20 protein-coding genes and 1 pseudogene are annotated in these 24090 nt (G+C 74.2%); 6 read left to right on the forward strand and 15 right to left on the reverse strand.

All coding sequences use genetic code 11. The features are described from left to right. Nucleotides 1-885, reverse strand: a pseudogene (locus GD632_RS02505) (NlpC/P60 family protein); the annotation flags it as partial. Between the two features lie 455 nt (nucleotides 886-1340). On the opposite strand from GD632_RS02505, the gene GD632_RS02510 reads away from it, so the two are divergent. From GD632_RS02510 to GD632_RS02520, 3 genes are read left to right on the forward strand one after another with little or no spacing between them, the layout of a single operon-like run. Beyond that, entirely contained in the window at nucleotides 1341-2666 is a 1326-nt protein-coding gene (locus tag GD632_RS02510; protein ID WP_152188393.1) for a bifunctional o-acetylhomoserine/o-acetylserine sulfhydrylase, read from the forward strand. Between the two features lie 34 nt (nucleotides 2667-2700). Continuing rightward, complete coding sequence (metX, locus tag GD632_RS02515; protein WP_193311344.1) at nucleotides 2701-3882, forward strand: homoserine O-acetyltransferase MetX; 1182 nt, start codon at nucleotides 2701-2703, stop codon at nucleotides 3880-3882. Nucleotides 3883-3920: 38 nt separating this feature from the next. After that, nucleotides 3921-5075 (forward strand): alpha/beta hydrolase, encoded by a 1155-nt coding sequence (locus GD632_RS02520; RefSeq protein WP_226924465.1) that lies wholly within the window; start codon nucleotides 3921-3923, stop codon nucleotides 5073-5075. Here the strand turns inward: GD632_RS02520 and GD632_RS02525 are convergent. The 7 genes from GD632_RS02525 to ppdK all read right to left on the reverse strand — a co-directional run bounded on the left by GD632_RS02525 (nucleotide 5041) and on the right by ppdK (nucleotide 16259). Then, the gene (locus GD632_RS02525; protein ID WP_152188395.1) at nucleotides 5041-6153 is read right to left on the reverse strand and encodes a hypothetical protein; all 1113 of its coding nucleotides are present in this window, start codon (nucleotides 6151-6153) and stop codon (nucleotides 5041-5043) included. The two genes, GD632_RS02520 and GD632_RS02525, sit on opposite strands and share 35 nt — an antisense overlap. Before the next feature lie 96 nt (nucleotides 6154-6249). Beyond that, nucleotides 6250-9120, reverse strand: a complete 2871-nt coding sequence (locus tag GD632_RS02530) for an FAD-binding and (Fe-S)-binding domain-containing protein (protein WP_152188397.1) — start codon at nucleotides 9118-9120, stop codon at nucleotides 6250-6252. A gap of 45 nt (nucleotides 9121-9165) precedes the next feature. Next, on the reverse strand, nucleotides 9166-10278 hold the full coding sequence (locus tag GD632_RS02535) for a bifunctional 2-methylcitrate synthase/citrate synthase (protein ID WP_152188400.1): 1113 nt from the start codon (nucleotides 10276-10278) through the stop codon (nucleotides 9166-9168). A 20-nt stretch (nucleotides 10279-10298) separates the two neighbouring features. After that, nucleotides 10299-11192: a methylisocitrate lyase gene (prpB, locus tag GD632_RS02540; protein WP_152188402.1), complete on the reverse strand. Its 894-nt coding sequence runs from the start codon at nucleotides 11190-11192 to the stop codon at nucleotides 10299-10301. Then, nucleotides 11192-12727 carry an MmgE/PrpD family protein gene (locus GD632_RS02545; RefSeq protein WP_152188405.1) on the reverse strand — a complete coding sequence of 512 codons (1536 nt, stop codon included), beginning with the start codon at nucleotides 12725-12727 and terminating at the stop codon, nucleotides 11192-11194. Before GD632_RS02545 ends, prpB begins: the two co-directional genes overlap by 1 nt. A 35-nt stretch (nucleotides 12728-12762) precedes the next feature. Next, nucleotides 12763-13476 (reverse strand): maleylpyruvate isomerase family mycothiol-dependent enzyme, encoded by a 714-nt coding sequence (locus GD632_RS02550; RefSeq protein WP_152188407.1) that lies wholly within the window; start codon nucleotides 13474-13476, stop codon nucleotides 12763-12765. An 80-nt stretch (nucleotides 13477-13556) separates the two neighbouring features. After that, the gene (gene ppdK, locus GD632_RS02555) at nucleotides 13557-16259 is read right to left on the reverse strand and encodes a pyruvate, phosphate dikinase (RefSeq protein WP_152188409.1); all 2703 of its coding nucleotides are present in this window, start codon (nucleotides 16257-16259) and stop codon (nucleotides 13557-13559) included. A 124-nt stretch (nucleotides 16260-16383) separates the two neighbouring features. On the opposite strand from ppdK, the gene GD632_RS02560 reads away from it, so the two are divergent. Continuing rightward, the gene (locus GD632_RS02560; protein WP_152188411.1) at nucleotides 16384-16677 is read left to right on the forward strand and encodes a GNAT family N-acetyltransferase; all 294 of its coding nucleotides are present in this window, start codon (nucleotides 16384-16386) and stop codon (nucleotides 16675-16677) included. Nucleotides 16678-16733: 56 nt separating this feature from the next. Here GD632_RS02560 and GD632_RS02565 read toward each other — a convergent pair whose 3' ends face one another. Then, on the reverse strand, nucleotides 16734-18047 hold the full coding sequence (locus GD632_RS02565; protein ID WP_152188413.1) for a hypothetical protein: 1314 nt from the start codon (nucleotides 18045-18047) through the stop codon (nucleotides 16734-16736). Nucleotides 18048-18143: 96 nt separating this feature from the next. Between GD632_RS02565 and GD632_RS02570 the strand changes: the two genes are divergently transcribed. Next, on the forward strand, nucleotides 18144-18692 hold the full coding sequence (locus GD632_RS02570; protein WP_152188416.1) for an NUDIX hydrolase: 549 nt from the start codon (nucleotides 18144-18146) through the stop codon (nucleotides 18690-18692). A 16-nt stretch (nucleotides 18693-18708) separates the two neighbouring features. On the opposite strand, the gene GD632_RS02575 is transcribed toward GD632_RS02570, so the two are convergent. The 4 genes from GD632_RS02575 to GD632_RS02590 all read right to left on the reverse strand — a co-directional run bounded on the left by GD632_RS02575 (nucleotide 18709) and on the right by GD632_RS02590 (nucleotide 22620). Next, nucleotides 18709-19182 carry an RNA polymerase sigma factor gene (locus GD632_RS02575; RefSeq protein WP_152188418.1) on the reverse strand — a complete coding sequence of 158 codons (474 nt, stop codon included), beginning with the start codon at nucleotides 19180-19182 and terminating at the stop codon, nucleotides 18709-18711. 128 nt (nucleotides 19183-19310) lie between these two features. Further along, on the reverse strand, nucleotides 19311-19481 hold the full coding sequence (locus GD632_RS02580) for a CsbD family protein (protein WP_152188420.1): 171 nt from the start codon (nucleotides 19479-19481) through the stop codon (nucleotides 19311-19313). A gap of 190 nt (nucleotides 19482-19671) precedes the next feature. Beyond that, entirely contained in the window at nucleotides 19672-19875 is a 204-nt protein-coding gene (locus tag GD632_RS02585; protein WP_110852418.1) for a cold-shock protein, read from the reverse strand. A 168-nt stretch (nucleotides 19876-20043) separates the two neighbouring features. Then, entirely contained in the window at nucleotides 20044-22620 is a 2577-nt protein-coding gene (locus GD632_RS02590) for an ATP-dependent Clp protease ATP-binding subunit (protein ID WP_152188422.1), read from the reverse strand. Between the two features lie 168 nt (nucleotides 22621-22788). On the opposite strand from GD632_RS02590, the gene GD632_RS02595 reads away from it, so the two are divergent. Continuing rightward, entirely contained in the window at nucleotides 22789-23301 is a 513-nt protein-coding gene (locus tag GD632_RS02595; RefSeq protein WP_193311313.1) for an O-acetyl-ADP-ribose deacetylase, read from the forward strand. Between the two features lie 10 nt (nucleotides 23302-23311). On the opposite strand, the gene dtd is transcribed toward GD632_RS02595, so the two are convergent. Together dtd and GD632_RS02605 are read right to left on the reverse strand one after the other, a co-directional pair. Further along, nucleotides 23312-23737 (reverse strand): D-aminoacyl-tRNA deacylase, encoded by a 426-nt coding sequence (gene dtd, locus GD632_RS02600; protein ID WP_152188428.1) that lies wholly within the window; start codon nucleotides 23735-23737, stop codon nucleotides 23312-23314. Further along, nucleotides 23734-24057: a DUF2516 family protein gene (locus tag GD632_RS02605; protein ID WP_152188431.1), complete on the reverse strand. Its 324-nt coding sequence runs from the start codon at nucleotides 24055-24057 to the stop codon at nucleotides 23734-23736. The genes dtd and GD632_RS02605 overlap by 4 nt, the downstream gene beginning before the upstream one ends. Nucleotides 24058-24090: the final 33 nt, after the last annotated feature.

A 24090-nucleotide genomic window follows, 5' to 3' on the forward strand; every position in this document is an offset into this window, starting at 1 on the left:
CGACGGCGCCGGCCGGGCGGGCGCGGACGGCTCGGACGGGGCGGCGGGCTGGGCGGGTGCCGCGGGCCGCTGGCTGGCCCGGGACGCGGCCTCCTGCTCGCGTGCGGCCTCGAGCGCCGCGGCGCGAGCGACCTCCGCCTCCCGGCGGCGGCGCTCCTCGTCCTGGGCGTCCTGGCGCTCACGCTCGAGCTCGGCCGTCGTGCCGCGCTGCTCGGCGAGCTGGGCGATGAGGCCCTCGCGGCGGTCGGCGGACAGCGCGAGCTGGGTCTCCGCCCCGCTGGCGGCGGCGCGGGCCTCCTCGGCGGCCGCCGCGAGCGCCGTCGTCGCGTCCTCCTGCTCGGCCGCGGCCTCGTCGGACCGGCGCTGGAAGGTGGCGGCGACGAGCTCGGTCGCCTGGAAGCGCTGCAGCGCCTCGTCCGCGCGCGTGCCCATGCGCTCGGTGGTCGTCGCGCGCCGCATGGCGTTCTCGAAGCTGTCGGCCGACAGGAGCGGCTCGATGGGCCCGAGGGCGCCGGGCCCGGAACGGTAGGCGGACATCGCGATGCGGCCGATCTCGGTGCGCTGCTCCTCGACCTCGGCCTGCGCGGTCTCGGCGGCCTCGCGGGCCTCCTCGGCGCGGGCGGTCGCCTCGTCCAGGGCGACCTGCGCACCGAGGTAGTCCTCGTTGGCCTGCTGGGCGCGCACCGTCGCGTCCTCGAGCCGGGTGGCGAGGCCGGCGAGCTCGACCTCGAGCTCGGCGATGCTCGAGGCGGTCCGGCCTTCCGCCGCCCGCGAGGCGGCGATCTCCTCCTCGCTCGGCGGCTCGGCCGTGGCCGAGCTGACGAGCGCACCACTGGAGAGCGCGAGCACGGCGACGGCCACCGCTGCCTGTCGCCGACGGTCCAACCAGCCCACAGTGCCTCCTCCGCCGCCCGGTGGACGGCCTCACGCAGCGCCGGGGACGACGCCGACGGACACGCTAGCGCCTCCGACCCCAGAACGGAACACCAGCCCCACCCGTCCCACGAGTCACATCTGTGTCATTCCGGCCTCTCCGGCCCGCCGCCGAGCGGGGGCGGCGCTCCCCGGGCCGCACCGCCCCCGGCGCGCGGCGTCCAGCGGCGTCCACGTCGTGGACAGCGCCGCGCCGCCGGGTCCGCTGCGCGAGACACCCCTTCTCAGCGGCTCCGGGGGTTCCTAGGCTTCCCAGCATGAGCCGACGAATGTGCACGTGACGCTGCGCACCGTTGCCATGCCCGCCGCCCTCGGCGCCAGGCCCCCGTGCGCCAAGCCCCTCCGCGGGACCGGCGTGACGGCAGGGAGCCGGCTCGCCCCCGCTCCCCCACACCTGGAGAACTGACATGACCGAGTCCACCTGGTCCTTCGAGACCAAGCAGATCCACGCCGGCCAGCAGCCCGACCCCGCGACCGGGGCGCGCGCTCTGCCGATCTACCAGACGACCTCCTTCGTCTTCGCGAGCGCGGAGCAGGCGGCGAACCGCTTCGCCCTCGCCGAGCTCGGCCCGATCTACACCCGCATCACCAACCCCACGCAGGCAGCCGTCGAGGACCGCATCGCGGCGCTCGAGGGGGGTGTCGGCGGCCTCCTCGTCGCCTCCGGCCAGGCGGCCGAGACCTTCGCGATCCTCAACATCGCCGAGGCCGGCGACCACGTCGTCGCCAGCCCCAGCCTCTACGGCGGCACCTACAACCTGCTGCGCCACACCCTGCCGAAGTTCGGGATCACGACGACGTTCGTCACCGACCCCGACGACCCGCAGGCCTGGCGTGACGCCGTCCAGCCGAACACCAAGCTCTTCTTCGCCGAGACGATCCCCAACCCCAAGCAGGACATCCTCGACATCGAGACCGTCGCCGGGATCGCCCACGAGAACGGTGTGCCGCTCGTCGTCGACAACACCGTCGCGACCCCCTACCTCATCCGCCCGCTCGAGCACGGCGCGGACATCGTCGTCCACTCGGCGACCAAGTACCTCGGCGGCCACGGCACCTCGATCGCCGGCGCCATCGTCGACGGCGGGAAGTTCGACTGGTCCGCCGACCCCGAGAAGTTCCCGAACTACAACACCCCCGACCCGAGCTACAACGGGCTCGTCTTCAAGGACCTCGGCGCCCCGGCGTTCATCCTCAAGGCCCGCGTCCAGCTGCTCCGGGACATCGGCGCGGCCGTCTCCCCGTTCAACGCGTTCCTCATCGGTCAGGGCATCGAGACGCTCTCGCTGCGCGTGGAGCGGCACGTGGCCAACGCCCAGCGGGTGGCGGAGTTCCTCGAGGCGCAGGACCAGGTGACGAAGGTCGGCTACGCCGGTCTGCCGTCCTCGCCGTGGTACGAGCGGGCGCAGAAGTACGCCCCCAAGGGCGCCGGCGCCGTACTCACCTTCGAGCTCGCCGGCGGCTACGAGGCGGGCATCGCCTTCGTCGACGCCCTCGAGCTGCACTCCAACGTCGCGAACATCGGCGACGTCCGCTCCCTCGTCATCCACCCGGCGTCCACGACGCACTCCCAGCTCGACGAGGCGGCCCTGACCGCCGCGGGCGTCAGCCCGGGTCTCGTGCGCCTCGCCGTCGGGCTCGAGCACATCGACGACATCCTCGCCGACCTGCAGACCGGCCTGCGCGCCGCCGCCGCGGTCTCGCAGGCAGCCGCGGCGGTCGGGGGCGAGTAGCACCGTGCCCCCCGAGGAGCGCCGCCCGCACGCGGTGAACGGTCAGACCACCGCTCACCGCGTGCGGGCGCGACTCGACTCCGCGCCGGTCCCGGCCACGGGGGCGTGGCGCCCCGAGCACGGCGCCGGGCAGCGGCGCTTCGTCGACCTCGGCGCGCTCCACCTCGAGGCCGGTGGCCGGCTGCCCTCCGTGACGCTGGCCTACGAGACGTGGGGAGAGCTCAGCGCCGCCCGGGACAACGCGGTCCTCATCTGCCACGCGCTCACGGGGGACGCGCACGTCGCCGGCCCGGCCGGGCCGGGGCACCCCACCCCCGGGTGGTGGTCCTCCGTCGTGGGACCGGGCCTGGCGATCGACACCGACCGCTGGTTCGTCGTCGCCGTCAACGTCCTCGGGGGCTGTCAGGGCTCCACCGGACCCTCCTCCCCCGCGCCGGACGGCACCCCGTGGGGCAGCCGCTTCCCCAGCGTCACCGTCCGGGACCAGGTGGCCGCCGAGATCGAGCTGAGCGACCGCCTGGGCATCGGGCAGTGGGCCCACGTCGTCGGCGCCTCCATGGGCGGGCACCGCGTGCTCGAGTGGGCGATCACCGCCCCGTCGCGGGTGCGGTCGGCCGCCGTCATCGCCTCGGGCGCCCAGACGACGGCGGACCAGATCGCGTGGGCGCACGCCCAGATCGCCGCCATCGAGCTCGACGCGAACTTCCGCGGGGGCGACTACTACGACGCCCCGCCCGGGCACGGACCGCACGCCGGCCTCGCGCTGGCCCGCCGCATCGCCCACACGACCTACCGCAGCGCCGAGGAGCTCGAGGGCCGCTTCGGGCGCCTGCCCCAGCACGCGGAGGAGCCGCTGCTCGGCGGCCGCTTCGCCGTCCAGTCCTACCTCGACCACCACGGCACCAAGCTCGCCCAGCGCTTCGACGCCAACAGCTACCTCACCCTCACCCGCTCGATGCTCACCCACGACGTCGGCCGCGACCGCGGCGGGGTCGCGGCGGCGCTCGCCGAGGTGACGGCGGACGTCCTCGTCATCGCCGTCGAGTCCGACCGCCTCTTCCTCCCGCACGAGTCCGAGCGGATCGCCGCCGGCGTCCCGGGCTCCGGGCCGGTCCGCTACCTGCGCTCCCCCTACGGCCACGACGGGTTCCTCGTCGAGCACGACCAGGTCACCCGGCACCTCGGCGGCTTCCTCAAGCAGGTCGCCCGGTCCTGACGCGTGCACGGCGCGCCCGTCCGAGCGACCATGGGCGGGTGCCGAGCATCCCCTTCCTGCGCCAGACCGCCGACGACGTCGCGGACGCCCCCGTGGACGAGGGCCGTCACAGCCCCGACGCGGCGCTCGCGGACCTGCCCGCCGCGCCGGTGGGCGCCTGGGGCCCCGACGTCCTCGGTGACGGCTTCACGGCTCGCACGGTGGAGCTGCTGCCCGACGAGGACGGGCCGGTCGTCGCGACCGTCGTGCGCTACCGGCCCGAGGACGACCCGGAGGGCCCGCCGCCCGTCCCGCCCCGCTTCGTCATGCTCCACCTGCACGGGTGGAACGACTACTTCCACCAGCGTGAGCTCGCCCGCCGGTCCGCCGCCTCGGGGGCCGCGTTCTACGCGCTCGACCTGCGCCGTTACGGGCGCAGCCTGCGCCCCGGGCAGCTGCGTGGGTACGTCGAGTCGCTGTCCACCTACGACGAGGAGATCCACGCCGCGCTCGACCTGGTCCGCGCGGACCACCCCGCGCTCGGCGACGTCGTCCTCATGGGCCACTCGACCGGCGGCCTCACCGCCGCGCTGTGGGCCCACCGCCACCCCGGCGCCCTGCGCGCCCTCGTCCTCAACTCCCCGTGGCTCGAGCTCCAGGGCTCGTGGATCGTGCGGACCCTGGGCCAGCCGGTCATCGAGACCCTCGCGCGGTACCAGCCCACGGCGGCGCTGCCCCTCAAGGACCCCGGCTTCTACGGCCGCACCCTCGCCGGCCGCGTGGGCAAGGCGGCCGAGGGCGGCGACGCGCTGCCCGAGCTCACCCCCGAGGAGCTCACCGACCCCGCGCACACCGGCTGGCCGCTCCAACCCGCGTGGCGCACGCACCCCAGCGCCCCGATCCGTCCCGGCTGGCTCGCCGCCGTCCTGGCCGGCCACGCCCAGGTGTCCGCCGGCCTCGACATCACCTGCCCGGTGCTCGTCCTCGCCTCCGACAAGTCACTGTTCGGGCCGCGCTGGTCGGAGCAGATGCGCGGTGCGGACACGGTCATCGACGCCGATCTCACCGCGCGCCGCGCCCTCGGGCTCGGTCCGCTCGTCACGGTCGCCCGGGTGCGCGACGCGGTCCACGACGTCCTGCTCTCCCCGGCGGCCGTCCGGGGCTGGGCCTACGACGAGCTCACTCGCTGGCTGCGCGCCTACGCCGACGCCTGAGGCCGCCCTCGGCCCTCCGGCGGCGCCCGCCCGCGCGCTGCACGCGCAGCTCCTCGCGCGCCTCGTGGAGGCTCGGGCCCGCCTCGCCGAAGCGCCACGCCTCCCACGCCTCGGCGGCCACGGGCTCGCCGACGACGGCGGAGGCCGCCGCCTCGGGCGCCCCGAAGGAGCGGCCCTCGACGACGATCCACCCGTCCGGCCGGAGCGTCGCCTCCCCGCCGTGACCGTTGCGGGCCCAGACCAGGGTGGCGGGCTGCCCGAGCATCTCGGCGATGCCGAGCAGGTCCTCGTGCGGGGCGGCGGTCCCGGTCACTGCCGGGCCGGGCGCGGGGTGCTCGGGCGCGGGCGCCGCGTGCGCGGACCCAGCGAGCCCGGGCACCGGGTCCGCGGCCGGCGGGGCGGCCGCACGGCGGCCGCGCGCGCGTCGCTCCGGCCGCTCCTGCTCCGTCTCCTCTGCGGCGGGCGGCGGCGGCAGTGCCGGGGAGCCGGCCTCGAGGGCGGCGACCGTGCGCCCGGGAAGGAGCCACGGCAGCGGGGCGACGGGCACGCTGACCTCGGTGACGTCGAGGAACAGCCGGCCGCTCGACATGACCCGCACGGCGACCTCGTGGACGACGACGCCCGCGCCGGCGAGCGCGTCCAGGGCCCGCCGGGCGTCGTCGTCGATCTGTGCGGCGACGACGTGCACCCGGGCCGTGACGACCGTGCCGACCGGCTGGGACTCGCGGAAGGCGTTCCAGTCGCGGCGGAAGGCCCCGACCCCGGTGGGATAGCTGCGGGCGACGTCGATCCAGCCGCGCTCGGCGGAGTGCCCGGCGCGGCCGAGAGCGGCGACGAGGGCGTGCGCGTCGAGACGCTCGAGGACCTCGACGCTGACGACGTGGCCGGCGGGGTCCATCGCGGTGAGGCGGGGCGCGCCGTCGTCGTCCTGCCAGGTGACGGGGAGGACGGGCAGCCGGAGCATCTCCAGCACCTGTCCGCGTACGGCGTCGAGCACGGCGGGCTCGACGGGGTCGGTGACGGCGTGACCGATCTGCGCCGGGATCAGCTGGCCGGCCTCGAACTCGAACAGCGGCATACTCGACCTGAACTCTCGCACCGTGGGGACCGGTGCCATCTTCTCATGACCGCCCGGCCGCTCGAGGGGCCCCGACCCCCGCCGAAAGTAGGGTTGTCAGCGCCTCTCGCCGGCGAGGAGCTGGGCGAGGTGGACGCCGTGCCGGCCGGCGAGCTGGGCCGCCTGCGTCCGGCAGGAGTAGCCGTCGGCGAGGTAGACCGACTCGGGACCGGCCTCCGAGAGCGCCGGCAGCAGGGCGTTCTCGGCGACCTGGACGGAGACGTCGTAGTGGCCCTTCTCCATGCCGAAGTTCCCGGCCAGACCGCAGCACCCGGCGAGCCTGGTCACCTGGGCGCCGGCCTTGGCGAGGATCGCGGCGTCGGCCTCCCACCCCATGACGGAGTGGTGGTGGCAGTGCGGCTGGGCGACGACCTCGACCCCCTCGAGCGAGGGCGGCTGCCAGTCCTCACCGGGTCCCAGCGGTGCCGGTGCGGTGAGGAGCTCGGCCAGGGTGTGGGTGCCCTCGGCGATCATCCGCGCTCGGGGGTCGTCGGGGAAGAGGTCGAGGAGGTCGTCGCGCAGCACACCGGTGCACGAGGGCTCCACGCCGACGATGGGCACACCGTTCGCCGCGAAGGGCGCGAGGACCGACATCGTGTGCTCGAGCTGGCGGCGCGCGCCGTCGAGCTGGCCGGTCGAGATCCAGGTGAGACCGCAGCAGGCCTGCTCGTCCGGCACGACGACCTCGTACCCGGCGTCCCGCAGCACCCGGACCATCGCCCGGGCCCCGGCGCCGTCGAGCGTCTCGGAGAACGAGTCCGCCCACAGCAGCACCCGCCGGGGCCCGCCCGCCGCGGCGGCGGGGGTGACGTCGGCGGCGGGGTTCGTCCGTGCCCAGCGCGAGAAGCGCTCCGTGGCGAAGGTGACCATCTCGCGCCTCGGGTCCATACCGCCGGCGCGCATCACGAGCTTGGCCACCGGACGCACGCCGAGGACGGCGTTGACGAGGCGCGCGACGGCGGGCACACGGGTGATGAGCCCGGCCCACCTCGGCAGCCAGCCGAGGGCGTAGTGGTTGACCGGCCGCAGGCGGCGCCGGTAGCTGCGGTGGAGCACCTCGGACTTGTAGCGCGCCATGTCGACGCCGGCCGGGCAGTCGCTCGAGCACGCCTTGCAGGACAGGCACAGGTCGAGGGACTCGTGGAGGGCGGGGCTGCGCACGTCGGCCACGAGGGTGCCGTTGGCCAGCTCCTGCAGCATGCGCGCGCGGCCGCGGGTCACGTCCTTCTCGTCCTGCGTCGCCCGGAAGGAGGGGCACATGAACCCGCCGGCGGCGGAGGTGTCGGCCCGGCACTTGCCCACGCCGGTGCAGCGGTGGACGGCGCGGGTCATGTCGCCGCCGTCCTCGTGGAAGGTGAAGCCGCCGGCGACGGGCAGCAACGGCCGGGCGTGCGGGCGGCGCAGGTCCGCGTCGAGCGGGCGCGGTCGCACGAGCACACCGGGGTTGAGCTGCTCGGCGGGGTCGAAGAGCGTCTTGACCTGCCCGAAGAGGTCGATCGCGCCGGCGCTGTACATGAGCGGGAGCAGCTCGCTGCGGGCGCGCCCGTCCCCGTGCTCACCGGACAGCGAGCCGCCGTAGGAGGTGACGAGCTCGGCGGAGGCGACGAGGAAGTCACGGGACGGCGTGATGCCCTCGGGCGTCTCGAGCGGGAGGTCGATGCGCACGTGCATGCAGCCGTCACCGAAGTGGCCGTACAGGAGGCCGTCGACGCCGTGGTCGGCCATGAGCGCCTCGAAGTCGCGCAGGTAGGCACCGAGCTTCTCCGGCGGGACGGCGGCGTCCTCCCAGCCGGGCCACCCCTGTGCCCCGGACGGGGTGCGCCCGCCCAGCCCGGCGCCGTCGGCGCGGATCCGCCACAGCGCGTCGGCCTGCGGGCCGGCCGGCACGACGGCGACGGCGTCGGTCCCGCCGTCGGCGGCGAGCCGGCGGGCGCGGTCGAGGGCGTCGTCGGCGTCCTGCCCGCCGACCTCGACGAGGAGCCAGCCCGCGCCGCGCGGCAGCTCGGGGACCGCCTGGGGGCCGTGGTGGCGGCGCACGACGTCGACGAGCCGCGCGTCGATGCCCTCGACGGCGAGCGGTCCGTGGGCGAGCAGCGCGGGCACGGCGTCCGCGGCGGAGGCCATGTCCGGGTAGCCGAGCGCGACGAGGACCGGCGCGCTGGGCACGGGGACGAGGTCGACGGTGGCGCCGAGCACGGTGACCAGGGTGCCCTCGGTGCCGACGAGCATCTTGGCGAGGTCGGCGCCGTTCTCGGGCAGGAGGTGCTCGAGGCTGTAGCCGGAGACCTGCCGCTTGAAACGGCCCAGCTCGGTGCGGATCGTCGCGAGGTGGGCGCGCACCAGCCCGTCCAGGCCGGGGACGGCGTCCAGGCCGTCGCGCCCGGCGGTGAAGGAACGGCCGGTGCCGTCGACGACGTCGAGGCGCGCGACGTTGTCCGCGGTGCGGCCGTAGGCGACGGCGTGCGGCCCGCACGCGTTGTTGCCGATCATCCCGCCGAAGGTGGCGCGGTTCTGGGTCGAGGGGTCCGGGCCGAAGCGCAGCCCGTGGGGCTTGGCGGCGCGCTGGAGGTCGGACATGACGACGCCGGGCTCGACCCGCGCGGTGCGGGTCTCGGGGTCCAGCTCGAGGATGCGATTGACGTGGCGGGAGAAGTCGATGACGACACCCGGGCCGATGGAGTTGCCGGCGACCGAGGTGCCGCCGCCGCGCGTGGTGACGGGTGCCCCGAGCCGCCGCGCGGTGTCCAGCGCGGCGCGGGCGTCGTCGACGTCGCGGGGGATGACGACGACGTCGGGCACGACCCGGTAGTTCGAGGCGTCGGTGGAGTACAGCCCGCGGTGGAGCGTGTCGTCGTGGACGTCGCCGTCGACGGCCCGGCGCAGGGAGGCGACGAGGTCGGTGCGCTGGTCGGTCACGAGGTCGGTCACCCCCCGATCCTGCCACCTGGGCGGGGGCAGGGGCCGCACCGTCCGTCAGGTGCGAGGGCCGACGTGCCGCTCGGCGGGTCCGACGTAGGCGGACAGCGGCCGGATGAGGGCGTTGTCCGCGGCCTGCTCCATGATGTGCGCGGTCCAGCCGGTGACGCGTGCCGCGACGAACAGCGGTGTGAACGTCGCGGTGTCGAAGCCCATGAGGTGGTAGGCGGGCCCGGAGGGGTAGTCGAGGTTGGGCCGGATGCCGGTGCGGGCCGTCATCGCCGCCTCGAGCGCGTCGTACAGCGCGAGCAGCTCGTGGCGCCCGGTGTGCGCGACGAGCCGGTCCAGCGCCGCCCTCATCGTCGGGACCCGCGAGTCGCCGCGCTTGTACACCCGGTGGCCGAAGCCCATGACCTTCCGCTTCTCCGCGAGCGCCCGGTCCACCCACTCCTGCGCGCGCCCGGCCTCGCCGACCTCCTCGAGCACCGCCATGACCGCCTCGTTGGCGCCCCCGTGCAGCGGGCCCTTGAGCGCGCCGATCGCGCCGACGACGGCGGAGTACAGGTCCGCGCCGGTGGACGTGATGACCCGGGCGGTGAAGGTCGAGGCGTTGAAGGAGTGCTCGGCGTAGAGGATGAGGGAGACCCGGAAGGCGTCGACGACGACGGGGTCGGGCACGCGCCCGAAGGTCATGTTGAGGAAGTTCTCGACGAACCCGAGGTCGGCGCGCGGCGCGACGAGCTCCTCGCCGCGTCGGCGGCGCTGGTCGTAGGCGACGACGGCCGGGATCTGGCTGAGCAGCCCCACGGCCTTGCCCACGTCCGTGCGGCGGTCACCGGCGTGCCGGTCGTTGGCCCCCAGGACGCTGACGGCGGTGCGCAGGACGTCCATCGGGTGCGCCGTCGTCGGGACGAGGTCGACGGCGGCCCGCACCCGGTCCGACAGCGCCCGCTGGGCGCGCCCCTCCCCCTCGAAGGCGACCCGCTCGAGCCGTGTCGGCAGCTCCCCGTGCCACAGGAGGTAGGCGACCTCCTCGAAGGTGCAGCGCTCGGCGAGCTCGGTGACCGGGTACCCGCGGTAGAGCAGCGAGCTGCTCTCCGGGTCGACCTCCGACACGGCCGTGGTGTCGGCGACGACGCCGACCAGGCCCTTGCGGATCTCTTCGCTCATGGTGTGCTCCCCTGCGGCGGTCAGAGTCGGAAGTTGTAGACGTCGGCGTCGAAGTGGGCGTAGGCGGAGTAGTCGAGCAGCTCGTAGAGCCGGGCGCGGGTCTGCATGGCCGCGACCTCCTCGCGCAGCGAGCCGTCCCGGCGCAGCGCCCGGAGCCCGCGCTCCGCCGCCCCCATGGCGAGGCGGAGCAGGGAGACGGGGTAGATGACCATGCGCACCCCCGCCGCGGCGAGCTGGGCGGTCGTGAAGAGCTCGGACCTGCCGAACTCGGTCATGTTGGCGAGGACCGGGACGCCGACGGCGGAGGCGACGGCCTCGAACTCCTCGAGACTGGCCATGGCCTCGGGGAAGACGGCGTCCGCCCCCGCGTCGACGAGCGCGCGGGCCCGGTCGACGGCGGCGTCGACGCCGTCGACGGCGCGGACGTCGGTGCGCGCGACGACGAGCAGGCCGGGGTCCCGGCGGGCGTCCACGGCCGCGCGGATGCGCCGCAGCGCCGTCCCCTCCTCGACCACCTGCTTGCCGTCGAGGTGACCGCAGCGCTTGGGGTTGACCTGGTCCTCGATGTGCAGTCCCGCCACCCCGGCGTCCTCGAGCACCTGGACGGTGCGGGCGACGTTCATCGGCTCGCCGAAGCCGGTGTCGGCGTCCACGAGCGCGGGCAGCTCGGTGACGCGGGCGATCTGGGCGCTGCGCGCGGCGACCTCGCTCAGCGTGGTGAGCCCGATGTCCGGCAGCCCGAGGTCCGCGGAGAGGACGGCGCCGGAGACGTAGACCCCGTCGAAGCCCTGCTCCTCGATGAGCCGGGCGGACAGCGGGTTGAACGCCCCGGGCAGCAGGAGGAGGTCCTCCCCCGCGAGCCGCCGCCGGAAGGCGGCGCGCTTCTCGTGGGCCGGGGTGGTCGCGTGGAGCATCAGAAGATCCCCTCGGGTGCGGAGACGGACGCGAGCAGCGCGGGCGGGGCCGTGACGGTGAGCCCACCGAGCTCCTCGGCGGTGAGCGCGGGCAGCCGCTGCGCGACGTCGAGGACGCGTTCGACCTCGGCGGGCTCGAGCACCCCCTCGGCGAGGGTGCGGAACTTTGCGACGTACTGCTCGCGGCCGAAGGGGCGCGCACCGAGCGGGTGGGCGTCGGCGACGGCGATCTCCTCGACCACCCGGGAGCCGTCGGCGAGATGGATCTCCACCCGCCCGCCGAAAGCCTTCTCGGCCGGGTCGGTCGAGTGGTACCGACGGGTCCACTCGGGGTCCTCGGCCGTCGTCACCCTGCGCCACAGCTCCACGGTGTCCGGCCGGGCGGCCCGCTCGGGGCGGTAGGACTCGACGTGGTGCCAGGTCCCGTCCTGGAGGGCGACGGTGAAGATGTAGGGGATCGAGTGGTCGAGGGTCTCGCGGCTCGCGGCCGGGTCGTACTTCTGCGGGTCGTTCGCGCCCGAGCCGATGACGTCGTGGGTGTGGTGGGAGGTGTGGATGACGATCGCCTCGACGTTCGCCGGGTCGCGCAGCTCGGGCCGCTCCCGGTGGAGCCGGCGGGCGAGGTCGATGAGCGCCTGCGACTGGTACTCCGCGGAGTGCTCCTTGGTGTACGTGTCGAGGATCGCCCGCTTCGGCGACCCAGGGGCGGGCAGCGTCACCACGTAGTGGGCGTCCGGGCCGTCGAGCAGCCGGGCGATGACGCCGTCCTCCCCCTCGTAGACGGGGGTCGGTGAGGTCTGGCCGCGCATCGCGCGGTCGACCGCCTCGACCGCGACCTTGCCGGCGAAGGCGGGGGCGTAGGCCTTCCACGTGGAGATCTCGCCCTTGCGGGACTGGCGCGTCGCCGTCGTCGTGTGCAGCGCCTGCCCGACGGCGTGGAAGATCGTCCCGGCGTCGAGGCCGAGGAGCGTGCCCAGCCCGGCGGCGGCGGACGGCCCGAGGTGGGCGACGTGGTCGATCTTGTGCCGGTGCAGGCTGATCGCGCGGACGAGGTCGACCTGGACCTCGTAGGCGGTGGCCACACCGCGGACGACGTCGGCCCCGGTGAGACCGCGGCGGGCGGCCGCGTGCTGGGCGACGGCGAGGAGCGGGGGGATGTTGTCGGCGGGGTGGGAGTACTCGGCCGCCAGGAAGGTGTCGTGGTAGTCGAGCTCGCGGACCGCCACCCCGTTGGCCCACGCCGCCCACTCGGGACTCACCCGCCTCGCGGAGGGGCAGCCGAGGACCGTGGCGCCCGGCCGGTACGGGTGGGCGAGCGCCTGCGCGCGGGCGGCGACGACGGGGCCACGGGTGAGCGACGCCGTCGCGACCGCGGCGTTGTCGATGACCCGGTTGACGATCATCTCGGTGACGTCGTCGGGGACGGGGACCGGGTCGGTGGCGAGCTCGGCGATCTTCCACGCGAGCTGCTCCTCACGCCCGAGGTTCGCGGCGCTCGGGTGGACGCGGACGTCGTGGCTGACGAGCTCGGGCATGGTCCTCCTCCCCTCTGCCGGGACGGTCGGTGGTCTCACAGCCAGCGCGGCAGCGCGGGCAGCTCACCCGTCGAGGACTCGAGCCCGCCGCCGCCCCGCCCGGTGAGCCACCGGGCGAGGTCGGCCGCGCTCCCGGACACGGTGGGACCGGGTGAGCCGATGCTCGTCGGCCCGTCGCGGTCGGTCGGGTGGAGCACCATGTCGACCGCCTCGCCCCGGGCCGCCCAGCCCTCGAGCACGTCGGCGGTGAGCCGGTCCACGACGGCGGGCGGGAAGTCGCGGTAGGAGCCGCCGGTGGCGAGGTCGACGCCGTGGATCCACACCTCGCGGGCGCGCATCCACACGGTCTCCCGGGCGCGTAGGCGCCGCCCCTGCCGGGTGCGGACCTCGGCCTCCCACGCCTCGGCCGGCAGGGAGCGCCAGTCATCGTCGAGCGCGTCGCGGCTGTCGGTGCAGAGCTGACGCAGCTCACCGAGCGGCAGTGCGGCACCGCGTGCGATCTCCGCGTCGCGGGCCTCCTCCGACGTGTACATCGGCGTCTCCTCCCCGGTCCGGGCCCAGTGGCACAGCCGGCGCAGCGCCACGGCGTTGTACCCGACGTGGGCGATGACGGCCCCACGGGTCCAGCCGGGCAGCAGGCTGTCCCCGGCGACGTCCTCCTCGGTGAGCTCCGCGAGCCGCCGGGCGAAGTAGTCCGAGCCGCTGCGGACCCACTCGAGGTCCTCGTCGGGGAGGCCGTCGCCGGTCATCGGCGTGCTCCCTCCGTCCGGTGGACGCAGCGCACGGCGCATGTCGACCGTCCCCTCTCGCGTCGTCGTGGCACTGCCCTCTAGCCCTGCCCCGTCATGACCGCCGCCCGCCCCGCCTCGAGCCGGGCCACGGGCACCCGGTAGGGCGAGCAGGAGACGTAGTCGAGGCCGGCGTCGTGGAAGAAGTGGATGGACTCCGGGTCGCCGCCGTGCTCGCCGCACACCCCGATGTGCATGTGCGGCTTCGTCGCGCGGCCACCGGCCACCCCGGCGCGCACGAGCGGGCCCACGCCCTCGCCGTCGATCGTCTCGAACGGGGAGATGCGCAGCACCCCGTTGGCGAGGTACCGGGAGAAGAACGCGGCCTCGACGTCGTCGCGGGAGAAGCCCCACGTCGTCTGGGTGAGGTCGTTGGTGCCGAAGGAGAAGAAGTCGGCCTGCTCGGCGATCCGGTGGGCGGTGAGCGCCGCGCGGGGCAGCTCGATCATGCAGCCGATGGGCAGGTCGAGGAGCGTGCCCGCGGCCCGGCCCTCCTCCGCGAGGACCCGCTCGGCCTCCTGGCGGACGAGCTGCAGCTCCCGCACCGAGCCGACGAGCGGGACCATGATCTCCGGGCGCGGGTCCCTGCCCTCGGCGCGCAGCCGCGCGGTGGCCTGGGCGATCGCCCGCACCTGCAGTGCGAAGAGACCGGGCACGACGAGGCCCAGCCGCACCCCGCGCAGCCCGAGCATCGGGTTCGCCTCGTGCATCCGCCGGACGGCCCCGAGGAGCCGCACGCGGTGCTCGTCGGCCTGCCCGCGCTCCTGCGCGAGCGCCACCTCGACCGAGAGCTCGGTGAGGTCGGGGAGGAACTCGTGCAGCGGCGGGTCGATGAGCCGGATCGTCGCCGGCAGGCCGTCCATGGCCCGCAGGATCTCGCCGAAGTCCTCCCGCTGGAGCGGCAGCAGCGCCTCCAGCGCCGCGTCCCGCTCCTCCTCGTCGTCACCGGCGAGGATGACCCGTTCGACGAGGGCGCGCCGCTCGCCGAGGAACATGTGCTCGGTGCGGCACAGCCCGATCCCCTCGGCGCCGCGTTCACGCGCGCGGCGCGCGTCCTCCTCGGTGTCGGCGTTGGCGCGCACACGCAGCCGCCGGACGTCGTCGGCGTGCGTGAGGATGCGGTGGACCGCCTCGATGAGCTCGCGGGTCTGCTCGTCCGGCGCCGCCGCCAGCCCGGCGTCGAGGCCCTCGGCGATATAGGTCATCACCGGGGAGTCGACGACGGGCACCTCGCCGAGGAAGACCTCGCCGGACGTCCCGTCGATGGCGATGGTGTCCCCGGCGTGGAGGGTGCGGCCGTTGACCCGTACCTCGCGGCGGACGACGTCGACGTCGAGCTCGTCCGCGCCGACGACGGCGCAGGTGCCCATCCCGCGGGCGACCACGGCCGCGTGGGACGTCTTGCCGCCCCGGGAGGTGAGGATGCCGGCGGCGACCACCATGCCCTGGAGGTCGTCGGGGTTCGTCTCCCGCCGCACGAGGATGACGTCGGCGCCCGCCTCGCTGCGCTCGACGGCCTGGGCGTTGTCGAAGACGATCTCGCCGACGGCGGCGCCGGGGGACGCGGCCATGCCGGTGGTGAGGCGTTCGCTGTCCGCGTCGGCGTCGAACTGCGGGAAGAGGAGCTTGCCCAGCTGGGCGCCGCTCACCCGGCCGATGGCCTCGTCCATGGTGATGAGGTCCTCGTCCACCAGCTGGGTGGCCACCCGGAACGCTGCCGCGGCGGTGCGCTTGCCCACCCGCGTCTGCAGCAGCCAGAGCTTGCCGTCCTCGATGGTGAACTCGATGTCGCACAGGTCGCGGTAGTGGGTCTCCAGCCGCCGCATCGCCTGCCGCAGCTCGGTGTACGCCTCGGCGTCGAAGCGCTCGAGCTCGGCGAGCGGCACGGTGTTGCGGATGCCCGCGACGACGTCCTCGCCCTGGGCGTTCGGCAGGTAGTCGCCGTACACGCCGGAGTGGCCGGTCGAGGGGTCGCGGGTGAAGCAGACCCCGGTGCCCGACGTGGGGCCGAGGTTCCCGAACACCATCGCCTGGACGTTGACCGCCGTGCCGAGGTCGTTGGGGATGCCCTCCTGGCGGCGGTACAGGACCGCCCGGTCGGTGTTCCACGAGCGGAGCACCGCCTCGATGGCCATGTCGAGCTGCTGGCGCGGGTGCTGCGGGAAGTCGTGGCCGGACTGCTCGCGGACGATGCCCTTGTACGTTCCTGTCAGTCCCCGCAGGTCCTCGCCGGTGAGCTCGGTGTCGTCCGTGGCGCCGCGCCGGGCCTTGAGCTCCTCGAGGGCACCGGAGAAGAGGTCCCCGTCGATGCCGAGGACGGTCTTGCCGAACATCTGGACGAGCCGGCGGTAGGAGTCCCACGCGAAGCGCTCGTCCCCGGTGACGGCGGTGAGGCCCTGCACCGAGGCGTCGTTGAGCCCGACGTTGAGGACCGTCTCCATCATCCCGGGCATGGAGAACTTCGCGCCCGAGCGCACCGACACGAGGAGCGGCTCGTGGAAGTCCCCGAGACTGCGGCCGAGGGTGTCCTCGACCTGACGCAGCGCGAGGGTCACCTCCACGCGCAGGTCCGCCGGGACGTGCCCGTCGCGCATGTACGCGCGGCACGCCTCGGTGGTGATCGTGAAGCCCGGGGGCACCGGCAGACCGAGCCTGCTCATCTCGGCGAGGTTCGCGCCCTTGCCACCGAGCAGGTCCTTCTGGTCCATCCCGCCCTCGCTGAAGCGGTACACGTACTTCGGCATCGTCGCCTCCGGTGGTCCCCGCGGTCCCCGACACCGCGGACGTGTGCCCACTCTAGCGACGCCCACCCACATCCATCGAGGGTTCTCGGCGTGCGAGGGGGCGGTCGGCCGGGCACGCTGAGGCATGGTCGAGATCCAGGTGGCCGACGTCCCCACCCGGCACCGCTTCGAGGCGACAGCGGGCGGGGACCTCCTCGGTGTCGCCGTCTACGAGCGTGACGCCGACGTCGTCGTCCTCACGCACACCGTCGTCGAGCCGTCCGCCGCGGGGCAGGGCGTCGGTTCCGCCCTCGCGAGCGCGGCGCTGGAGGCTGCCCGCACCGAGGGGCTCCGGGTCGTGCCGGAGTGCTCGTTCATGGCCGGGTGGATCGACGAGCACCCGGAGTACGCCGACCTCGTCGACGAGCGCACCGACTGACCGGCACCGCCCCGGCCGGCCCTCCAACCGGCCGGGACGACGCCTCTCGTGGCGTCCTAGAACGCCAGCTCGTGGTCGGCCACGGCCAGCACCCGCCAGGTCCGTCCCTCGGCGTCGCTCAGGTCGTAGGCCGGCAGCAGGAGGCTGCTGCCCCCGTCCGTCCAGTGCTCGGTCAGGCTCGGCTCCGCCGTCGTGATGGTGACGTCGGTGACCGGCCACGGGACGGGCGCACCGGCCGCCGGCGGCGGGGCGGGCGGGTCGTCCCAGCTGCGCCCGTCCGGCTCGGGCACCGGCATGATCGCGACGTCCTCCGACCACACCGGGCTGCCACCGAAGCGCGGGTCGGCGAGCCGCTCGACCGCCGCCGCGGGGCTGACGACGTCGTACGCGCCGAGATCGACGACCGGTGCGAGCGGACCGGAGAGGGACATCACCTCGCCGTCGACGACGTCGGCGTACCAGCTGTGACCGGTGCGCAGCCCCGCGACGACGTGGTGCGCGACGACGCTCGTCGCCGGGTGCCCCGCCCACGCGTCCTGCTCGGCGTACTCGGCCGCCTCGGGGTCCAGCCCGAGCGCGGCGAGCGTCTCGTACAGGGCACCGGCCGCCCCGTCCGGCGCCGACCCCTCCGGCGCGACGGCGCTCGGCTCGTCGCCCCCACCGGGAGCGGGGAGCGGCTCGACAGCGGACGTCCCGACGTCCCCGTCCCCGCCGGAGGCGGCGTCCCCGCCCTCGGCGGCACCCTCGTCCATGGGCTCGGCGGGCGCGACGTCCTCCAGCCCCGCGTAGAGCGCGGGGTCGCTGTAGTAGACGGTCACCGCGGCGTCCGGGCCGATGCTGAGGGTCGGGCCGCTGCCGTCGACCGGGCCGACGTTCCACCCGCCCTCCAGGCGCGGCTCCCCCTCGACCCCGAGGACCTCGGCCACGCGGGCGGCGGTCTCCTCGGAGAAGACGGCGGCGCCGTCGAAGGCCCAGGCCGTCGCGGTGCCGCCCGCGTCGCTCAGCCCCGCGGCGGTGAAGGTCGTGCGCTCCCCGCCGTAGCCGCCGGCGAGGGACGTGTCGGCGGAGGACATGCTCTCCGGGGCGCCGGCGGCGACGCTGCGCTCCGCGGGCGCACCGGCGTCGAGGGTCGACGTGGCCGGGTCCTGCGTGGCCCGGCCGACCCCGAACCCGGCCCCGCCGCCGACGACGAGCGCGCCGGCCGCGACGGCGGCCACCGCCGCCCACCGCGCACCCCGGCGGCCGCGCCGCGCCGCGAGCTCGTCCGCACGCCGCTCGCTGGTGAGCGCGGCCAGCCGCTCGCCGTCCGGCTCGGCGCCGGCGGCGGGGTCGGCGCCGCGTACCCGAGCGACTGCCTCGTCCTCGTCCATGGTGACCTCCGGGGTTAGGACTGGGTGGGCCTGCTCCTACCCCACCTGTGTGGCGAGCCGCCCGGATCTTGCGCCGGTGGTGGCACGCTGGTCACCGTGCCTCCCACCCTCCACTCCTCCGCCCTCGCCGTGCTCGAGACCTGGCACGCCCCCACGCCACGGCAGGAGCAGCTGCGCGAGCGCTACGTCGCCCACCTGCGGGCCGAGCCGCTCGGCGTGCTGCGCGAGTGCTACCCCGACCACCTGACGGCGAGCACCGTCGTCGTCTCGGCCGACCGCCGCAGCGTGCTGCTCACCCTGCACCGCAAGGCCCAGCGCTGGTTCCAGCTCGGTGGGCACGTCGAGCCCGGCGACCCCACGCTGGCCGCCGCCGCCCTGCGCGAGGCCCGCGAGGAGTCCGGCATCGACGCCCTCGTCCTCGACCCGGTGCCGGTGCAGCTCAGCGCGCACCCCGTGCCGTTCTGCGACCCGCGCGGCGGGGCCACGCACCTGGACGTCCGCTTCGTCGCCACGGCACCCGTCGGCGCCGCCCACGCCGTGTCCGCCGAGTCCCTCGACGTCGCCTGGTGGCCGGTCGACGAGCTGCCCGACCCGCAGCCCGACATGGTCGAGCTCGTCGCTCTCGCGCTGGCCCGCCTGGCCTGACCCGGGCGGCGCCGGGTCAGTCCGGCCAGGCCGCGGTCAGGCGGGCGCGGGCCCGGGACAGGGCGGCGTCGGCTCCGCCCCGGGAGATCCCGAGAACCTGCGCCAGCTCGTTGCCGCCCAGCCCCTCCCACGCGTGGAGGACGAGGATCTGCCGGTCACGTTCGCTCAGCGCCGCCAGCGCCACCCGGACGTCGTCGTCGGCGACGGCCGCCAGCGCTGGGTCACCGTCGTCGTCGCGTGCGTCGGGAAGGTTCTCCACCGGGAGGGGGACGATCTTGCGGCGGTGGTTGGCCAGGACGAAGCCGGCCGTGCGGTAGAGCCAGGGCAGCTCCGCGTCGGCGGGCACGTCGTCGCGGCGTCGCCAGGCGGTGGCGAGGACGTCGGCAGTGAGGTCCTCGGCGTCCGCGGCCGGCGCACGGCGCAGCAGGTACCGGTACACGGCGGTCGCGTGGTCACGGTAGAGCCCCTCGAACCACGCGTCGTCGCGCACGGCGCCCCTCTCGTGTCCGGATGCCACCACCCTGCCTGTGTCCCCTGCGGCCCTGATCTTGCACGGGCGCGGGCCGGACAGGCGAACGCCCCGCGGGACGGGTGTCACCGCGGGGCGTCAGGAGCCGTCTACTTGAAGGCGTCCTTGACGTTCTCGGCGGCCTGCTTGAGGCTGCCCTTGGTCTGGTCCTTGTGGCCCTCGGCCTGGAGGTCCCTGTTGTCGGTCGCGTCGCCGACGGCCTCCTTGATCTTGCCCGAGGTCTTCTCCGTCGAGTTCGCGATCTTGTCGTCAGTGCCCATGGAGCAACTCCTTCCGTCGCGGAGACCGGTCCTGGCCTCTCTGCCATCCACACTATGGGCGACGTCCGGGACTCGCACGACGGACGGCGCAGGTCACCGGGCCCGGACGCACCACAGCCCGCCACCGTTCGACGGTGGCGGGCTGCAGCGGGGTGCGCAGTCAGTGAAGACGGTGCGCGGTCACCTCAGATCAGAGGGGGCGGACATTCTCCGCCTGGGGGCCCTTGGGGCCCTGCGTGGTGTCGAACTCGACCTTCTGGTCCTCGTCGAGCGAGCGGTAGCCGCTCGTGGCGATGGCCGAGTAGTGGACGAAGACATCCGCACCCCCGCCGTCGGGAGCAATGAAGCCGAACCCCTTCTCGCCGTTGAACCACTTCACGGTGCCAGTAGCCATGCAAACTCCTCGATAAAAAAGCCCCGGCCGATGCCGAAGCAGTTACAACTGTAGCGGGCCTGGGCCGATAGGGCGAGGCCTACGGCCGAAGATCTTGCGGAGGCCTCTGTCACGGACGCGCGAAGGCCCGGCAACCCGCGGGGTTGCCGGGCCTTCAGGCGCCGTTCGTCAGGCTCCGGGCTGCAGCTGTCCGCCGCCGCCCGCGCCGCCGCCCTGGGGGGCGGTGGGCATCTGGCGCTGCTCGACGGTCGTGGTGCCGCCGACGCCGACCGGCTCGGGCGTGACGATCTCGCCCTCGTCCAGCCCGCGGAAGAGGAACTCCCCGAGCACGCCCTCGCCCGCGGCGTCGACCTCGATGGTCTGGCCGGCGTGGATCTGGCCGTAGAGGATCTTCTCCGACAGGACGTCCTCGATCTCGCGCTGGATCGCGCGGCGCAGCGGCCGGGCACCGAGGACGGGGTCGTAGCCCCGCTCGGCGAGCAGCACCTTGGCCGCGCCGGTCAGGCGGATCGCCATGCCCTGGTTGCGCATGCGCTCGTCGAGCTGGGCGATCATGAGGTCGACGATCTGGACGATCTGGTCCTGCGTGAGCTGCGGGAACACGATGGTGTCGTCCACGCGGTTGAGGAACTCGGGCCGGAAGTGCTGCTTGAGCTCCTCGTTGACCTTCGTCTTCATCCGCTCGTAGTCGTTGGACAGCTCGCCGCTCGCCTGGAAGCCCGTCTGCACGCCCTTGGCGATGTCCCGGGTCCCGAGGTTCGTCGTCATGATGATGATGGTGTTCTTGAAGTTCACCACCCGGCCCTGGGCGTCGGTGAGGCGGCCGTCCTCGAGGATCTGCAGGAGCGAGTTGAAGATGTCCGCGTGGGCCTTCTCCACCTCGTCGAACAGGACGACGGAGAACGGACGGCGGCGCACCTTCTCGGTGAGCTGACCACCCTCCTCGTAGCCGACGTAGCCGGGGGGCGAGCCGAAGAGGCGCGAGACCGTGTGCTTCTCGGAGAACTCACTCATGTCGAGCTGGATGAGCGCGTCCTCGTCACCGAAGAGGAACTCCGCGAGCGCCTTGGCGAGCTCGGTCTTCCCGACGCCGGTGGGTCCGGCGAAGATGAACGAGCCGCCGGGACGCTTGGGGTCCTTGAGGCCGGCGCGGGTGCGGCGGATCGCCTGGGACAGCGCGGTGATCGCGGCCTCCTGGCCGATGATCCGCTTGTGGAGCTCCGCCTCCATGTGGAGGAGCTTGGAGGACTCGGCCTCGGTGAGCTTGAAGACCGGGATGCCGGTCGACATCGCCAGCACCTCGGCGATGAGGTCCTCGTCCACCTCGGCGACCGTGTCGAGGTCGCCGGACTTCCAGGCCTTCTCCCGGTCGACCCGGCGCGCGGAGAGCTGCTTCTCGTCGTCGCGCAGCGAGGCGGCCTTCTCGAAGTCCTGGTCGTCGATCGCCGACTCCTTCTCGCGGCGGACCTCGGAGATCTGCTCGTCGAGCTCGCGGAGCTCCGGCGGGGCGGTCATCCGGCGGATGCGCAGGCGCGCGCCCGCCTCGTCGATGAGGTCGATCGCCTTGTCCGGGAGGAAGCGGTCCGACACGTAGCGGTCGGCCAGCGTCGCGGCGGCGATGAGCGCCTCGTCGTTGATCGAGACGCGGTGGTGCGCCTCGTACCGGTCACGCAGCCCCTTGAGGATCTCGATGGTGTGGGCCACGGACGGCTCGTCCACGAGGATCGGCTGGAAGCGGCGCTCGAGGGCGGCGTCCTTCTCGATGTGCTTGCGGTACTCGTCCAGGGTCGTGGCACCGATGGTCTGCAGCTCACCGCGGGCGAGCATCGGCTTGAGGATGCTCGCGGCGTCGATCGCGCCCTCGGCCGCACCCGCACCGACGAGCGTGTGGATCTCGTCGATGAACAGGACGATGTCGCCGCGGGTGCGGATCTCCTTGAGGACCTTCTTCAGGCGCTCCTCGAAGTCTCCGCGGTAGCGGGACCCGGCGACGAGCGAGCCGAGGTCGAGGGTGTAGAGCTGCTTGTCGCGCAGGGTCTCGGGCACGTCGCCGCGCACGATCGCCTGGGCCAGGCCCTCGACGACGGCGGTCTTGCCGACACCGGGCTCACCGATGAGGACGGGGTTGTTCTTCGTGCGGCGCGAGAGCACCTGCATGACGCGCTCGATCGGCTGCTCGCGCCCGATGACCGGGTCGAGCTTGCCCTCGCGGGCGGCCTGGGTGAGGTTGCGGCCGAACTGGTCGAGGACGGCGGAGCCGGAGGGCTGCCCCTCCGCGGGGCCGCCGGCCGCGACGGCCTCCTTGCCCTGGTAGCCGGAGAGCAGCTGGATGACCTGCTGGCGCACGCGGTTGAGGTCGGCGCCCAGCTTGTTGAGCACCTGCGCCGCCACGCCCTCGCCCTCGCGGATGAGGCCGAGGAGGATGTGCTCGGTGCCGATGTAGTTGTGGCCCAGCTGGAGCGCCTCGCGCAGCGACAGCTCGAGAACCTTCTTCGCGCGCGGCGTGAAGGGGATGTGGCCGCCGGGGGCCTGCTGGCCCTCACCGATGATCTCGGTGACCTGCTGCCGCACTCCCTCGAGGGAGATGTCGAGCGACTCCAGCGCCTTGGCGGCGACGCCCTCGCCCTCGTGGATGAGGCCGAGCAGGATGTGCTCGGTCCCGATGTAATTGTGGTTGAGCATCCGTGCCTCTTCCTGGGCAAGGACGATCACCCGACGGGCTCGGTCGGTAAATCTCTCGAACATCAGGGCTCCTTCGAGGCGGCGTGGCCGGGTGGTCCCAGCCGGGCAGCGTTCATCGATGCTAACGGCGGGCCTCGCGCGAACCTGCCCGTGTTCGCCAGGGGCGTGACTCCATCGTCCTCCTCCACAGGCCCCCGCGCCCGCGGGCCTCGCTGCGGCACCATGGTCCCCATGCGTATCGAGGCCGTGCAGGGCGACATCACCACCCAGGACGTCGACGCCGTCGTCAACGCCGCCAACTCCTCCCTCCTGGGCGGCGGCGGGGTCGACGGCGCGATCCACCGGGCCGCCGGCCCGCGGCTGCTCGAGGAGTGCATGGAGCTGCGGCGCACCGAGCTGCCCGACGGGCTGCCCGCGGGCCAGGCCGTGCCGACCGCCGGCTACGACCTGCCCGCACCGTGGGTCATCCACACGGTGGGGCCCAACCGGCACCGCGGGGAGACCGACCCGGCACTCCTCGCCTCCTGCTTCACCAGCGCCCTGGACGTCGCCGACGCCGTCGGGGCGCGGCGGGTGGCCGTCCCTGCCGTGAGCGCCGGCGTCTACGGCTGGGAAGCCACCGAGGTGGCGCGCGTGGCGGTCGCCGCCGTCCGGGGCCGGTCGGGCCAGGTCGAGCTCGTGCGCTTCGTCCTGTCCAGCGAGGAGGTCCTCACCGCGTTCACCGAGGCGCTCGCGACGCCCTGACCGCGGGCTGTCAGACGTCGAGGACGATCGTGACCGGGCCGTCGTTGACGAGGGAGACGCGCATGTCGGCGCCGAAGCGGCCGGTCTCGACGCGCACCCCGCGCTCGCGCAGGGCGGCGACGACGGCGTCGACCACGGGCTCGGCGACCTCCGCCGGGGCGGCGCCGTTCCACGAGGGACGCCGGCCCTTGCGCACGTCGGCGTGGAGGGTGAACTGGGAGATGACGAGGACGGGCGCGCCGTCGTCGAGCACGGAGCGCTCCTCCCGCAGGATCCGCAGCTCGGCGATCTTGCGCGCCGTGCGCTCGACCTGCTCGGGCCCGTCCTCGTGCGTGACGCCGACGAGCGCGACGAGGCCGGGACCGGTGAAGCCGCCGACCCGCTCGCCGTCGACGTGGACCGACGCGCCGTCGGCCCGCTGGAGGACCGTCCTCACCAACCGCCCCCGCCGCGGCGACCGCGGCCGTAGCCGCTCACGGCCGGCTTGACGTCGGTGAGGTAGATGGCGGCCGGGATGACGAGGATGATCGAGAGGAAGCTGCCGGACAGCGGCCCGAAGGGCGGCAGTGCCACGAAGCCGAGCGCGACGTTGACGGCGAGGACGATCAACCAGAAGTTCTTCGTCCGCTTGCCCGCGTAGCTGAAGGCCTGGGCGGGCTGGCGCAGGCAGTGCAGCAGCGCCCACACCTCCACGGCGAAGGCCGCGAGCGCCAGGGCGAGGAAGAGGAAGAACTGCATGCTGCCGATGATTCCCACTGCGCGAGTCTACGAGACGGCGCCGCGCGCGCA

Origin of the sequence: Georgenia satyanarayanai (assembly GCF_009193135.1) — a bacterium.
Lineage (GTDB): Bacteria > Actinomycetota > Actinomycetes > Actinomycetales > Actinomycetaceae > Oceanitalea > Oceanitalea satyanarayanai.

Excerpts from the sequence above, each read along its gene's own strand:
- prpB (WP_152188402.1), bottom strand. The coding sequence starts at position 11,192 with ATGCTCCACGCGACCACCCCGGCCCACGAGAAGCGCGCCGCCTTCCGG.
- GD632_RS02595 (WP_193311313.1), top strand. The coding sequence starts at position 22,789 with ATGCGTATCGAGGCCGTGCAGGGCGACATCACCACCCAGGACGTCGAC.
- GD632_RS02585 (WP_110852418.1), bottom strand. The coding sequence starts at position 19,875 with ATGGCTACTGGCACCGTGAAGTGGTTCAACGGCGAGAAGGGGTTCGGC.
- GD632_RS02550 (WP_152188407.1), bottom strand. The coding sequence starts at position 13,476 with ATGACCGGCGACGGCCTCCCCGACGAGGACCTCGAGTGGGTCCGCAGC.
- GD632_RS02525 (WP_152188395.1), bottom strand. The coding sequence starts at position 6,153 with ATGCCGCTGTTCGAGTTCGAGGCCGGCCAGCTGATCCCGGCGCAGATC.
- GD632_RS02590 (WP_152188422.1), bottom strand. The coding sequence starts at position 22,620 with ATGTTCGAGAGATTTACCGACCGAGCCCGTCGGGTGATCGTCCTTGCC.
- GD632_RS02545 (WP_152188405.1), bottom strand. The coding sequence starts at position 12,727 with ATGCCCGAGCTCGTCAGCCACGACGTCCGCGTCCACCCGAGCGCCGCG.
- GD632_RS02580 (WP_152188420.1), bottom strand. The coding sequence starts at position 19,481 with ATGGGCACTGACGACAAGATCGCGAACTCGACGGAGAAGACCTCGGGC.
- GD632_RS02535 (WP_152188400.1), bottom strand. The coding sequence starts at position 10,278 with ATGAGCGAAGAGATCCGCAAGGGCCTGGTCGGCGTCGTCGCCGACACC.
- GD632_RS02565 (WP_152188413.1), bottom strand. The coding sequence starts at position 18,047 with ATGGACGAGGACGAGGCAGTCGCTCGGGTACGCGGCGCCGACCCCGCC.
- GD632_RS02560 (WP_152188411.1), top strand. The coding sequence starts at position 16,384 with ATGGTCGAGATCCAGGTGGCCGACGTCCCCACCCGGCACCGCTTCGAG.
- GD632_RS02510 (WP_152188393.1), top strand. The coding sequence starts at position 1,341 with ATGACCGAGTCCACCTGGTCCTTCGAGACCAAGCAGATCCACGCCGGC.
- ppdK (WP_152188409.1), bottom strand. The coding sequence starts at position 16,259 with ATGCCGAAGTACGTGTACCGCTTCAGCGAGGGCGGGATGGACCAGAAG.